11 protein-coding genes are annotated in these 12,868 nt (G+C 63.0%); 8 read left to right on the top strand and 3 right to left on the bottom strand.

Annotated elements, in window-relative coordinates; translation table 11 throughout:
- Positions 1 to 35 precede the first annotated feature (35 nt).
- Positions 36 to 3,239 carry an Rne/Rng family ribonuclease gene (locus tag AC1DOQ_RS18700; protein ID WP_477367535.1) on the bottom strand — a complete coding sequence of 1,068 codons (3,204 nt, stop codon included), beginning with the start codon at positions 3,237 to 3,239 and terminating at the stop codon, positions 36 to 38.
- A gap of 771 nt (positions 3,240 to 4,010) precedes the next feature.
- On the opposite strand from AC1DOQ_RS18700, the gene AC1DOQ_RS18695 reads away from it, so the two are divergent.
- The 5 genes from AC1DOQ_RS18695 to galU are packed head-to-tail and all read left to right on the top strand — an operon-like array spanning position 4,011 to position 7,930.
- On the top strand, positions 4,011 to 4,979 hold the full coding sequence (locus AC1DOQ_RS18695) for an RluA family pseudouridine synthase (protein WP_477367532.1): 969 nt from the start codon (positions 4,011 to 4,013) through the stop codon (positions 4,977 to 4,979).
- Positions 4,979 to 5,638 carry an HAD-IA family hydrolase gene (locus AC1DOQ_RS18690; RefSeq protein ID WP_477367529.1) on the top strand — a complete coding sequence of 220 codons (660 nt, stop codon included), beginning with the start codon at positions 4,979 to 4,981 and terminating at the stop codon, positions 5,636 to 5,638. Before AC1DOQ_RS18695 ends, AC1DOQ_RS18690 begins: the two co-directional genes overlap by 1 nt.
- Entirely contained in the window at positions 5,635 to 6,006 is a 372-nt protein-coding gene (locus AC1DOQ_RS18685) for a Rieske (2Fe-2S) protein (protein ID WP_477367526.1), read from the top strand. Before AC1DOQ_RS18690 ends, AC1DOQ_RS18685 begins: the two co-directional genes overlap by 4 nt.
- A 15-nt stretch (positions 6,007 to 6,021) precedes the next feature.
- Complete coding sequence (locus tag AC1DOQ_RS18680) at positions 6,022 to 7,011, top strand: S49 family peptidase (RefSeq protein WP_477367523.1); 990 nt, start codon at positions 6,022 to 6,024, stop codon at positions 7,009 to 7,011.
- A 28-nt stretch (positions 7,012 to 7,039) separates the two neighbouring features.
- On the top strand, positions 7,040 to 7,930 hold the full coding sequence (galU, locus tag AC1DOQ_RS18675) for a UTP--glucose-1-phosphate uridylyltransferase GalU (protein WP_477367520.1): 891 nt from the start codon (positions 7,040 to 7,042) through the stop codon (positions 7,928 to 7,930).
- Positions 7,931 to 8,103: 173 nt separating this feature from the next.
- Here galU and AC1DOQ_RS18670 read toward each other — a convergent pair whose 3' ends face one another.
- Positions 8,104 to 8,355 (bottom strand): hypothetical protein, encoded by a 252-nt coding sequence (locus tag AC1DOQ_RS18670; protein ID WP_477367517.1) that lies wholly within the window; start codon positions 8,353 to 8,355, stop codon positions 8,104 to 8,106.
- A 226-nt stretch (positions 8,356 to 8,581) separates the two neighbouring features.
- Between AC1DOQ_RS18670 and AC1DOQ_RS18665 the strand changes: the two genes are divergently transcribed.
- The 3 genes from AC1DOQ_RS18665 (at position 8,582) to AC1DOQ_RS18655 (ending at position 11,462) form a co-directional block, all read left to right on the top strand.
- On the top strand, positions 8,582 to 9,295 hold the full coding sequence (locus tag AC1DOQ_RS18665; protein WP_477367514.1) for a pseudouridine synthase: 714 nt from the start codon (positions 8,582 to 8,584) through the stop codon (positions 9,293 to 9,295).
- 140 nt (positions 9,296 to 9,435) lie between these two features.
- A complete protein-coding gene (locus tag AC1DOQ_RS18660) occupies positions 9,436 to 10,437 on the top strand; it encodes a phospholipase A (RefSeq protein ID WP_477367511.1) in 1,002 nt (333 codons plus the stop codon).
- Positions 10,438 to 10,475: 38 nt separating this feature from the next.
- The gene (locus tag AC1DOQ_RS18655; RefSeq protein ID WP_477367508.1) at positions 10,476 to 11,462 is read left to right on the top strand and encodes a fumarylacetoacetate hydrolase family protein; all 987 of its coding nucleotides are present in this window, start codon (positions 10,476 to 10,478) and stop codon (positions 11,460 to 11,462) included.
- On the opposite strand, the gene AC1DOQ_RS18650 is transcribed toward AC1DOQ_RS18655, so the two are convergent.
- Complete coding sequence (locus AC1DOQ_RS18650) at positions 11,459 to 12,610, bottom strand: hypothetical protein (protein ID WP_477367505.1); 1,152 nt, start codon at positions 12,608 to 12,610, stop codon at positions 11,459 to 11,461. The two genes, AC1DOQ_RS18655 and AC1DOQ_RS18650, sit on opposite strands and share 4 nt — an antisense overlap.
- Between the last annotated feature and the right edge of the window lie 258 nt (positions 12,611 to 12,868).

The raw sequence follows: 12,868 nt of genomic DNA, 5'->3' as shown, positions 1-12,868 counted from the left end.
GAAGCTTCCCTTTTTTTATCGGCTGATGCCGGCGCTTACTGGCGCGTATCCACCTGGATCAGCGGCTCCTGGGCCGGCGGCGGCGCCACCTTGCGGGTGCGGCCGAGACGGACCGGCTGCTGGGCCTGGGCGGCCGCTTCCTGGGCGGCGCGCAGCTTTTCCGGATCGGTCGATGCCAGTTGCAGGCCGGCCTGGGCCAGCGCTACGCCCAGATCGGCCTGGGCAGCCGGTGCCGGTGCGGCGGCCGGAGCCGCAGCGATGACCGGAGCCGGGGCCGGAGCGACCGGCGCGACCGGTGCCGGCATCACGACCGGCTGCGCAGCCGGAGCGGCGGCTTCGACCGGAGCGGCGGCTTGAACCGGAGCGGCGGCTTGAACCGGAGCGGCGGCTTGAGCCGGAGCCGGAGCCGGAGCCGGAGCAGCCGGCGCTTGAGCGGCAGCGTGACGGGCGGCGGCTTCGGCGACCGATTTCGCGGTCGGGAAGGGCCACGGACCCTGGTTCGATGCCTTCACCTCCGCGGCAGCGGCCTCGATGGCAGCTTGGGCGGCGGCGGCTTGCAGGGCTGCGGCTGCGGCGGCTTCGGCGCGTGCCTGGGCTGCGGCCTGCTCGGCGGCGGCGTGTTCGGCCGCGGCTTTCTCGGCAGCGGCTTTCACCGAAGCGGCGGTCGGGAAGGGCCACGGACCCGGGGCAGCAGCAGCCTTGGCCGGCTTGGCGCCCTTGGCTTTCGCAGCCTTGGTTTCGGCCTGGAACTTGGCGGCTTCTTCGTCGGCAACCGGTGCGAAGGCCGGTGCCGCGCCTTCTTCACCGCTCTCGTTGTCGATGATCTCGGCGCCGTCGCGATCGCGGCGGTTACGGTTGCGGCCGCCACGACGACGGCGGCGGCGCGGCTCGTCGCCACCTTCGGTCTCGGCTTCCTCGCCGTTCGGGCCGACGGTCGCCGTCACGGTCTTCACGACTTGTTCCTGGATGATTTCCTGGTCGCCATTCGGAGCGGTCGCCGCGATCGTCACGGTGGTCGCTGCGGTGGCCTGGAGCACGCTCAGTTCCTCGGCCTTGGCTTCGACCACCTGGGCGCGTTCGGCACGCTCACGCGGCTGGCGCGGCTGGCGCTCGGCACGTTCCGGACGCTCGGCGCGTTCGCCACGCTCGGCGCGCGGGGCCGGCTGGGCTGGCGCCTCGGCCTGGTCGCGGGTTTCGCGCACGTCACGGGTCTCACGGCCTTCGCGCGGCTCGCGCGGTTCACGCGGCTTGCGCGGCGGACGGGCCGGCTTGCCGTCAAGCTCGACCGGCTTGGCGGCCTCGTCGGCCGGCGCGCCTTTGGCGAGCTGTTCGCGGTCGTCGCGCTCGCGGCCCTTGCCGGTGCCGGTACCGTTACGGCCGCCACGGCCGTTGCGCTGGCCACGGTTGCCGCGCTCGCCGCGTTCGGCGGCCGGTGCCGGCTCGGCCGGCTTGACGGGCGCCGCTGCCGGAGCCGGCGGCGGAGTCATCGGTGCCGGGGTGCCGAAGAAGAAGTTACGCAGCTTGGCAAAGAAGCCCAGCTCGGCCGGAGGAGGCGGCGCCACCGGAGCGGCGGGCGCGGCGGCAGGAGCGGCCTCGGCCTTGACCGGTTCGCGGCGCTCCACCATCGGCGCCGGCTGGGCCGGGGTGATGGTCTTGACCACGGCTTCCTGGCGCGGCTTGGCTTCTTCCTTCTGGCGCTTGGCATAAGCCATGTCGGTGTCGGCCGACTCCGCCATCGTGTAGCTGGAGGCGGCATCTTCCAGGCGCGGATCGTCGTGCTTGATGCGCTCGAGCTTGTAGTGCGGGGTTTCGAGGTGCTTGTTCGGGATCAGGATGACCGTGATGCGGTGACGGTTCTCGATCTTCAGCACTTCGCCGCGCTTTTCGTTCAGCAGGAAGGCAGCGACGTCGACCGGGACCTGGACGTGGATCGCGGCCGAGTTTTCCTTCATCGCTTCTTCCTGGATGATGCGCAGCACCTGCAGGGCGGAGGATTCGGTATCGCGGATGTGGCCGGTGCCCGAGCAGCGCGGGCAGGTGACGTGCGAGCCTTCCGACAGCGAAGGACGGAGGCGCTGGCGCGACAGTTCCATCAGGCCGAAGCGCGAAATCTTGCCCATCTGGACGCGTGCACGGTCATGGTGCAGGGCGTCCTTCAGGCGCTGTTCGACTTCGCGCTGGTTCTTGGCGACTTCCATGTCGATGAAGTCGATCACGATCAGGCCGCCCAGGTCGCGCAGGCGCAGCTGGCGGGCCACTTCGTCGGCCGCTTCGCAGTTGGTGTTGAAGGCGGTGGTTTCGATGTCCGAACCGCGGGTGGCGCGGGCCGAGTTGACGTCGATGGACACCAGGGCTTCGGTGTGGTCGATCACGATCGCGCCGCCCGACGGCAGCGGGACGGTACGCGAGTACGCGGTCTCGATCTGGTGTTCGATCTGGAAACGGGAGAACAGCGGGACGTCGTCGGTGTAGCGTTTCACGCGGTGCGCCATGTCGGGCATCACGTGGCTCATGAACTGCTGGGCTTGGTCGAAGATGTCGTCGGTGTCGATCAGGACTTCACCGATGTCGGGCTGGAAGTAGTCGCGGATGGCGCGAATGACGAGGGAAGATTCCTGGTAGATCAGGAAGGCCCCGGGGGCCGATTTGCCGGCGCCTTCGATCGCGCGCCAGAGTTGCATCAGGTAATTCAGGTCCCACTGGAGTTCTTCGACGGTGCGGCCGATGCCGGCGGTCCGGGCAATCACCGACATGCCCTGCGGCAGGTCCAGCTTGTCCATGGTCTCGCGCAGTTCCTGGCGTTCTTCGCCTTCGACCCGGCGGGAGACGCCGCCGCCGCGCGGATTATTCGGCATCAGGACCAGGTAACGGCCGGCCAGCGAAATGAAGGAAGTCAGTGCCGCGCCCTTGTTGCCGCGTTCCTCTTTCTCGACCTGCACCATGATTTCCTGGCCTTCGCGCAGGGCTTCCTTGATGGTGCAATTCCGGACATCGACACCGTCACGGAAATAGGAGCGGGCGACTTCTTTAAAGGGGAGGAAACCGTGGCGGTCTTCGCCGTAGCTGACGAAGCAGGCTTCAAGGGAGGGTTCGATGCGGGTGATGACGCCTTTGTAGATATTCGATTTTCGCTGTTCGCGACCGGCGGTCTCGATATCGATGTCGATCAGTTTTTGGCCGTCGACAATCGCTACGCGCAGCTCCTCTTGCTGCGTAGCGTTAAACAACATACGTTTCATTTTTATTAACTCCGCGGCCCGTGGACCGTTTAATTGCTGGAAACGTACGCGGGGAGGGGAGTGTTGGCGGTGGTATGCCCGGGGCGTGGCACGGCATTGCCGGCCACAGGGCGCAAATGGCATCGAACGTCATTGTCGCGCGCACGCCGCAACCTTGTTCGGCCGGCGCGGCCCGATCAGGGCGGCGCCAGGGCCTTGGGGCGGGTGCTAACAGCGACCACAGCCAGACCGCGGGGCGGCCGTAGCGGGAATCCGGACCAGGCGATTATCAGCCTTGGCCTGCGGGTTCTCGCGACAAAGCTTGCCGGAACCATGAACAACCTGCGCGTCGCATGGTTTCCAGGCTCCTTACAGCGGGTCCGGCGCAAACGACAAGCGTTATCGACGCCATCACCCGGCGAGCCAGGCTGAACCTGGCTTGCCGGTACTTATCCTTACGATTCCAAACAATCCAATCCTGCAGTCCTGTGCGCTAGCCGATTACAACTGCGGTGCAACCCTGATAGCTGCGCAAGACTGTGCGTACACGTTCGTCATCTCACCAAACCTGCTGCGCGTCGTATTGGCGGCCTGCGATGCTCGCTGTACTTCCGTACAGCTGCGCTTCCCGGTCTCCGCTACTTCCGCTCGCTATGGTTTTGCGAGATTCCTTTTTTTTCTTCATCGAATTCGCATTTTTGCGGGGTCGACGAAGGCGCCCCTGTGTAAAATATCGTTTTAATTCTTACACCAGCAGAGGTTTGACCGCCGCCTGTCGATTATATATTCAAAATGAAGGACTTAGAGAGAAATTCTGTCCAGCTTGTAACAATCGCTGAAGAAGAAGCCGGACAACGTATCGACAACTACCTGCTGCGTGTCTGTAAAGGTGTCCCAAAAAGCCATATTTACCGCATCCTCCGCTCTGGCGAAGTACGTGTGAACAAAGGGCGTATCGATCAATTGTACCGCCTGCAAACAGGCGACGTGGTGCGCATCCCGCCGATCCGCACCGCTGAAAAGGCGGCCGGCAGCGCTCCCGTGCCCGGCGCCGAATTCGCCATCGTGCACGAGGACAGCCACCTGCTGGTCATCGACAAGCCGGCCGGCGTCGCCGTGCATGGCGGCTCGGGCGTGTCCTATGGCGTCATCGAACAGCTGCGCGCGGCGCGTCCGCAAGCCAAGTTCCTGGAACTGGTGCACCGCCTCGACCGCGAAACCTCGGGCTTGCTGTTGTTAGCGAAGAAACGTTCGGCGCTGACCAATTTGCATGAGCAAATGCGTGACGGCAAGACTGACAAGCGCTACCTGACCCTGGTCAGCGGCAACTGGACCAATCCGCGCCAGCACGTCAAGCTGCCCCTGCATAAATACACGACGCCTGACGGCGAGCGCCGCGTGGTGGTGCAGGCCGGCGGCCAGGAAGCGCATACTGTGTTCAACCTGCTGCGCCGCTGGGAAGGCTTCGCCCTGCTCGAAGCCGAGCTCAAGACCGGGCGTACGCACCAGATCCGCGTGCACCTGGCCTCGAGCGGTTTCCCGATCGCAGGTGACGAGAAATACGGCGATTTTGCATTGAACAAGCAGCTTCAGAAGGCAAACGACGCGCGCGGAGCCCTCAAGCGGATGTTCCTGCATGCGTACCGGATCACTTTCCAGCACCCCGAAACCGGCAAGCCGATGACCCTCACGGCGCCGCTGCCGGCGGAATGCGAGCGTTTCTTGGTAAGCTTGGGGCAACCGACAAGCAAACATTCATAATGGCACGCAAGCAATTCGACCTGATCGTCTTCGACTGGGATGGCACGCTGATGGACAGCACCGCCACCATCGTCAAATGCATCCAATCCGCCGCCAAGGACCTCGGCCTGAGCGTTCCCAGCGATGCCGCGGCCGCGCACGTGATCGGGCTCGGCCTGCTCGAGGCGATGCAGGCCGTGATGCCGGACATCGACCCGGCCCTGTATCCGCGCATGGTGGAGCGATATCGTTATCATTTCCTGACAAAAGACCACGAACTGGTGTTATTCCGCGGCGTTTCCGCCATGCTGGAAGAGCTCTCCCAGCTCGGCTATTTCCTCGCCGTCGCCACCGGCAAGAGCCGGGTCGGCCTGAACCGCGCGCTGAACGCCTGCGGACTGCTGTCGACCTTCGATGCAACCCGTTGCGCGGACGAGACATTTTCCAAGCCGCACCCTGCAATGTTGCAAGAATTGACAAGGGAGCTGGGGCAGGACATGCGCCGCACCGTTATGATCGGCGACACGACGCACGACTTGCTTATGGCCAACAATGCCGGCGCCTCCGGCATCGCGGTCGAGTATGGCGCGCATCCTGTGCAGCAACTGCAGGCATGTCACCCGATCTTCACGGCAAAGAACGTGCCGGAACTGCACCAGTGGCTGGTCGAAAACGCATGAGCATTGCTGCCGAGGTCTATATCTGCGGATCCGATGCCTTGGTCGACGGCGGCAACGGCGTCCGCTTCCCGGTCGTCGCGTTCGGCGATGAAGCCACCGGCTTCGTGGTGCGCCACAGCGGCAAGGTCTACGGCTACCTGAACCGCTGCGCCCACGTTCCCGTCGAGCTGGACTGGTTCAAGGGCGAGTTTTTCGAGTCGAGCAAGCTGTACCTCATGTGTTCGACCCATGGCGCGATCTATGTGCCTGAAACCGGGGTCTGCACGGGCGGACCTTGCCGGGGCGGCAGGCTGCGCCCGATTGCCGTGCGCGAATCCGGCGATGGCATCTATTGGCAGCCGGACCAGCATGTCCAGCCGCCGAAGTAAAACAAGCACACATTTATGAGCGAAAACATCAGGACCGAGAATCAGAACGCGAACGACCCGGGCGCGATGCGCAACTGGGAGCGCGAGACCCTCGAACGGCTCGTGTTTGCCACGGTGCGCGAGCAGCGGGCTGCACGGCGCTGGGGGATCTTCTTCAAACTATCCTTCTTGTTGCTGGCATTTTTGGCGATCTGGGCCTATTTCGACTTCAGCACCGGCTCTAGCACCGAATCCCTCGGCCGCCATACCGCCTTGATCGAAATCGACGGCAGCATCGACGACGAAGGCAGCGGCGCCGCCGATACCGTGATTCCGTCCCTGAACAAGGCCTTCTCCGATGCCGGCTCGGCCGCGGTGGTGTTGCGTATCAATAGCCCGGGCGGCAGCCCGGTGCAGGCCGGCATCATCGTCGACGAAATCCAGCGCCTCAAGAAGGGCTATCCGAACAAGCCGCTGTACGTGGTCGTGGACGAAATCTGCGCCTCGGGCGGTTATTACATCGCCTCGGCTGCCGACAAGATCTTCGTCAACAAGGCCAGCATCGTCGGTTCGGTCGGCGTGCTGATGGACGGCTTCGGCTTTACCGGCCTGATGGACAAGCTGGGGGTCGAGCGCCGCCTGCTGACGGCGGGTGAAAACAAGGGCTTCCTCGATCCCTTCAGCCCGCAATCCGACAAGCAGAAGCAGCACGCGCTGGCCATGCTGAACGAAATCCACGAGCAATTCATCGCCGTGGTGCGCGCCGGCCGCGGCAAGCGCCTGAAGGAAAATCCGGAAATCTTCTCCGGCCTCTACTGGACCGGCGCCAAGGCCGTCGAGATGGGCCTGGCCGATGGTTTCGGTACCGTCGACACCGTCGCCCGCGAGGTGGTGAAGGCTGAAGACATCATCGACTACACCGCGCATGAAGGCTTGCCGGAGCGTGTGTTGAAGAAATTTGGCGCATCGGTGGGGGCGGGCGCGGTGCATTCGATTTACCGGGGCCCCATTCCGAGTCTGCGCTGATAAGTTTTTTTGTTAATAAAGTACTGTAATGACCAAAATTAGAAAGGCAGTGTTCCCCGTAGCAGGTTTGGGAAGTCGATTTTTGCCTGCTACTAAGGCACAGCCAAAAGAGATGTTGCCGATCGTTGACAAGCCTTTGATCCAATATGCGGTCGAAGAGGCAGTAGCGGCTGGTATTACCGAAATGGTTTTCATTACTGGTCGCAACAAACGCGCCATCGAGGACCATTTCGACAAGGCTTACGAACTCGAGTCGGAACTCGCTGCGGCGGAAAAGCATGAGTTGCTTAAGCTGGTGCAATCCGTCATTCCGAAAAACGTTACCTGTATTTATATTCGGCAATCCGCTCCCCTAGGATTGGGGCATGCGGTTTTGTGCGCGCGGCCGATTGTTCAGGATGAACCTTTCGCCGTGCTGCTGGCCGACGATTTCATGGATGCGGCACCCGGATACAAACCTATACTCGCGCAGATGACCGATCTGTATGATTACGAGAAGTGCAGCGTGCTCGCAGTGCAGAATGTACCGCGTGAAAACACTCGGCAGTACGGCATCGTCAGCGCAAGCGCATACCGCCCGGATGTCGAACAGGTGTCGAGTATTGTCGAAAAACCGCATCCGGACGAGGCGCCTTCAACCTTGGCTGTCGTTGGCCGGTATGTTCTATCCCCGCGTATCTTCGATCACCTTGAAGTGCTCAGTGCAGGTGCGGGTGGTGAAATTCAGCTTACCGATGGAATTGCCAAGTTGATGGCGGTAGAGCGGGTGCTTGCCTATCGATTTGCGGGCAAGCGTTATGATTGTGGATCTAAACTCGGCTATTTGAAAGCGATGACCTCGATCGGTCTTCAGCATCCGGAAACAGGAACTGCATACCGTTCGTTTCTTGAGGAAATCGGTGCTGACGCGAGCGCTTGATGTCGCTCGGCCGCTGATTGGTATCAATGTGCCTTGAAAATTCTGAAGTGTCGGCTATAGTTGTTTTGTAGCTCAAACCTACAGACCCGCTTCAAGGCGGTTTCGAGTGAACTCCATTCCTCAGGTTGGATCCCGTTATGGGAGAAAACGACGGCGCAAGCCGTCGTTTTCATTTAATCGGCATGAAAACCTCCATCCTCGAGCCAGGCCTGGAATTGGCGCTGGGCTTGGCCGTACCAAGCGGCACGCATGGGCACGTTGTGAGCGGAGGCAAAGACATGGGGAGTGTCCCCACCGCGTGTCCAGCGCGCCAGCGCGAGGCGGGTCGGAAACACCGCCGCGTATTCCCTGGCCACATGGGATTCATGCTCCGTGGAATCCTTTCCACGGAGGGGGTAGCGATTTTTCTTTTGTTCAATTTGCACTTTTACCTCATCTCTTGGGTTGAAAGGTCATTGAGCGTTCATCCTACAAGCTCTTGGATAGTAGTCCTACGCTCAATGTTTGTAGGGCGATTCCTAACGAGGTTTCAGTGTAGCAAGGCAAATCGATGTGGCATTGACGAGTGTCAAACGTGTTCTTGCCGCTGATTCAAACAGTGGAACTACCTGATCTTTGCCATACACATCCGTTCTGTTAAAGTCGCGCCCCATGAGCAAACTTTCCCTTGACCGCGTGCTGCAATCCCAGGGCTTCGGCACGCGTAAATACTGCCGCGCCCTGATCGAGGACGGCGACGTCGCGATCGGCGGCGAAGTCCAGACCAGCTACAAGACCACGGTCGAGACCGACGGCTTGGTGCTGACCGTGTTCGACGAGGAGTGGGTCTATCGCGAGCGCGTCTATATCGCCCTCTACAAGCCGGCCAACTTCGAATGCTCGCGCAAGCCCAGCCACCATCCCGGCGTGCTGACCCTGTTGCCCGAACAATTTACCTGGCGCGAAGTGCAGCCGGTCGGCCGCCTCGACCACGACACCACCGGCCTGCTGCTGATGTCGGACGACGGTCCCTTCATCCACGCCCAGTCCTCGCCCAAGCGTCACGTGCCGAAGATCTACCAGGCAAGGACCCAGGAACCGGTGACCCAGGCCCTGGTCGACCAGCTGCTGGCCGGCGTCCAGCTGATCGATGAGCCCGCTCCGCTGGCGGCCCTGAGCTGCGTCCAGCGCGGCGACTACCAACTCGAGATCGTGCTGGAGCAGGGGAAATATCACCAGGTCAAACGCATGCTGGCCGCAGCCGGCAACCACTGCGTGGCCCTGCACCGCTCACAGATCGGCGGCCTGACGCTCGAATCGCTCGGCCTGAAGGAAGGGGAGTGGTGCTATCTGGAGCAGGCGCAGCTGGATTTGCTGGTGCCTTGAGGCCGGGCGATAGCGGTTTCGTGCGACGCACAAAGCTTTTTTTCGCGACACTTGTCATCTTATTATTGAGGCAACTCAACAAGATGATATCGATATCTCCGAAACCGTACCGTTTGCTCTCCGTTTTAGCAGTCTTCGTATTGCATCCCGCCCTGGCCCAGCAGGGCGCTCCCGACCTGGCCGGCTGTGCACAAATCACCGACGCCGCCCAGCGCCTGGCCTGCTATGATCGCCTTGCCGGTATCAGCCCGGCGCGCACACAGGCAGCCGCAGCGGTAACCAGCCCACCGGCGGCGCAGTCCGAGCGCGAAGTCCAGTCTGCCCTCGACCTCTCGCCCGAAAAGACCCGCGGCTTCAGCCTGGCCGATCATTGGGAACTGGACCAGGAGCACAAGCGTGGCGTCTTCAATTTCCGTCCGCACAATGCGAACTACCTGATGATCACGCGCACGGCGCATCCGAACGATGCGCCTTACCGGCCCTTCCGCAACCTGGCCGACTTCAACACCGACCTGGCGCACAACGAACTGGTGTACCAGCTGAGCTTCAAGACCAAGGTATTGGAAGACATCGGGAAGAAGCCGGTCGACCTGTGGTTCGGCTACACGCAGAACAGCTTCTGGCAGGCCGGCAACCGCCAGGCATCCAGCCCCTTCCGCGAAACCAATTACCAGCCCGAGCTGATGGCGGTGATGCCGCTGAACTTCGACCTGCTGGGCATGCACGCCAGTTATCTCAGCCTGGGCGCGGTGCACCAGTCGAACGGCCAGGTCGCGACCTTGTCGCGCAGCTGGAATCGGGTCTATGCCCAACTCGGCCTCGAGCGCGCAGGCTTCACAGTGGCGGGGCGGGTCTGGAAACGCATCAACGAGTCGGCGAGCGACGATGACAACCCGAACATCGTCGACTACATGGGCCGCGGCGACCTGGCCATCACCTACCGCAACAACGGACACGATTACTCGGCCCTGCTGCGCCGTAACTTCTCGACGAACCGCGGCGCGGTCCAGCTCAGCTGGGCCTTCCCGCTGGCCGGTCACTTCAAGGGCTATGTGCAGTATTTCTCCGGCTATGGCCAGAGCCTGATCGACTACGACTACTATCAGAACGTGGTCGGCGTGGGGCTGCTCGGCACCTTCTGAGCGGCCTGCCGCCGGCCCGGCTGCACTACAATGGCGACATGAAACTCGCCACCCTCAACGACGGATCGCGCGACGGCCAGCTGGTCGTCGTCTCGCGTGACCTGAAAACCGCCCACATCGCCGACGGCATCGCGCCCACCCTGCAGGCCGCGCTGGACGACTGGTCCTTCATCGCGCCCCAGCTGGCGGAGCTCTACGACCAGCTCAACGCCGGCCGCGCCCGCCGCCCCTTCGACTTCGATCCGGCGCGCTGCATGGCGCCGCTGCCGCGCGCCTACCAGTGGGCCGACGGCTCGGCCTACGTCAACCACGTCGAACTGGTACGTAAGGCGCGCGGCGCCGAGATGCCGGCCTCGTTCTGGGAAGACCCGCTGATGTACCAGGGCGGCAGCGACGATTTCATCGGCCCGATGGACGACATCGTGCTGGCGCACGAAGAGTGGGGTATCGACTTCGAGGCCGAGGTGGCCGTGATCATCGGCGACGTGAAGATGGGCGCCACGCCCGACGAAGCGCACCAGCAGATCCGCCTGCTCATGCTGGCCAACGACGTCTCGCTGCGCAACCTGATCCCGCCCGAGCTGGCGAAGGGCTTCGGCTTCTTCCAGTCGAAACCGGCGACCGCCTTCTCGCCGGTGGCGGTGACGCCGGACGAGCTGGGCGAAGCCTGGAAGGGAGGCAAGGTCCACCTGCCGCTGCGCTCGACCTGGAACGGCCGCCAGGTCGGCCAGCCGGATGCGGGCGTCGACATGGTCTTCAACTTCCCGCAGCTGATTGCCCACCTCTGCAAGACCCGCAACGCGCGCGCCGGCAGCATCATCGGCTCGGGCACGGTGTCGAACAAGGATGCCTCCAAGGGCTACTCCTGCATCGCCGAACAGCGCTGCCTGGAGACGATCGAATACGGCCAGCCGGTGACCCAGTTCATGCGCTTCGGCGACACGATCCGCATCGAGATGCTGGACGAGAAGGGCAAGTCGATCTTCGGGGCGATCGAGCAGAAAGTCGCGCGGCTGGAACGCTAAGGTAGGGTGGGCACCCCGTGCCCACGCGTTTCACCCCAAAATTCTCCACCGACCTCATCGCCCCGTAGATCGATTTCCACCGGCCGCGAAACCCTGCGCACCGCATCCGCAACCAGCAGCCGCCCATCCGCCTCATGCACCCGGTACCAGAAAAAGGCCACGCCGGACAGTCGCAATTTCTGCCCCGTGAACAGGCCATCCTTCACGATGCTCATCCCCTCCAGCCGCAAGTCGAAGTCCAGCACCGGCGCCCCCTCGGTGCGGGCCGCATAGCCCAGGTAGCGCGCCGCGTTGTACAGCGGACTGCGCTCGCCCGCCTCGCCGGCCTTGAGCGAGTCGATGAAGGCATCGACGGTCTTCAGCGGCGCGCCCGCGCTCGACGCCAATGCCGACAGCTCGCGTTTTTCCTCGCCCTTGGCGGCATCGGCCAGCCGGTTCAGCGCCGCGATCCGCTGCGCCAGCTCGCCGCGCTGGGCCGCCAGCGCACGCACGCGGGACAGCAGCGCGGCGTACTGCTTGCCGTCCAGCTCGCCCAGGTAGCCAGCGCCGAGCCCCGCGATCCGCTCCGGGCAACTGCGCGCGAGGGCGGTCGCGAACAGGCTGCGCGCACCGTCGCCATAAGCGATGCCCTGCGCCGACACATCCGACCTGAACAGCGCGGCCAGGTCGGCGCCGGCCTTGAGCGTCGCCGGCACCGCCGTCAGCACGGTGAAGGCGACGGCGGCGGCGCTGCCCTGCGGCGTATGCGTCTCGATGGCCTGCTGCAGCTCCTTGTTCTGCTTGCCCAGGTCGTCCTTCAGGCGCTCGATCGCGTCCTGTACGAGGCGGGCCGCGAGGACGCCCTGGGCGGCCGCCGGCTCGTAGATGGCGGTCCTGCGGCCGGCGGGGAGGGCGGCGCAGACCTCGGCAGCCAGCTCACGGGCCAGGTCGAAGGCCTTGACCAAGCCGGCGGCGCCGAATTTGCCGATATCGACGCTGCCCTGCAGCGGCTTGATGGAGGAGGGCGGCAGGCGGGCGAGCAGCTCGGCGCGTTCGGCCTGGGCGATGGCGGCGCGGGCCTCGGCTTCGCGCTGGGCGGCGAGGAGGTCGGTGGTTTCGCTTGCGTCATGCGCCGCGCATGAGATTGTCGCAGTTGCCAGAAAAGCCAAAAACCCGGCAGTCTGAAAGAATCGTTTTAATTGAATTCTTTTTATATCAAAACGTCTATTCATATTAATTCCATTTCAACATATTTAGTGGTGGAGTAATTAGAGCGTGAATTTTGACGTCGTTCGCAATCTCACCAAAAATCACAGGAATGTCACTTCGCCAATCCCAATGTATCCACAGGTAAATACCGGGCGTTTTGCGCTTCTGCCAATCCCCTGTCGAAGGGGGATTTCGACTGTGGTGTATATGCCGAATTT

The organism is Massilia sp. 01N417 (assembly GCF_056399645.1).
The sequence above is the reverse complement of the archived record's forward strand: the minus strand, read 5'-3'. Positions and strand labels throughout refer to the sequence as shown.

Coding starts and splice junctions, on each gene's coding strand:
- AC1DOQ_RS18700 (WP_477367535.1), bottom strand. CDS start 3,239: ATGAAACGTATGTTGTTTAACGCTACGCAGCAAGAGGAGCTGCGCGTA.
- AC1DOQ_RS18695 (WP_477367532.1), top strand. CDS start 4,011: ATGAAGGACTTAGAGAGAAATTCTGTCCAGCTTGTAACAATCGCTGAA.
- AC1DOQ_RS18690 (WP_477367529.1), top strand. CDS start 4,979: ATGGCACGCAAGCAATTCGACCTGATCGTCTTCGACTGGGATGGCACG.
- AC1DOQ_RS18685 (WP_477367526.1), top strand. CDS start 5,635: ATGAGCATTGCTGCCGAGGTCTATATCTGCGGATCCGATGCCTTGGTC.
- AC1DOQ_RS18680 (WP_477367523.1), top strand. CDS start 6,022: ATGAGCGAAAACATCAGGACCGAGAATCAGAACGCGAACGACCCGGGC.
- galU (WP_477367520.1), top strand. CDS start 7,040: ATGACCAAAATTAGAAAGGCAGTGTTCCCCGTAGCAGGTTTGGGAAGT.
- AC1DOQ_RS18665 (WP_477367514.1), top strand. CDS start 8,582: ATGAGCAAACTTTCCCTTGACCGCGTGCTGCAATCCCAGGGCTTCGGC.
- AC1DOQ_RS18655 (WP_477367508.1), top strand. CDS start 10,476: ATGAAACTCGCCACCCTCAACGACGGATCGCGCGACGGCCAGCTGGTC.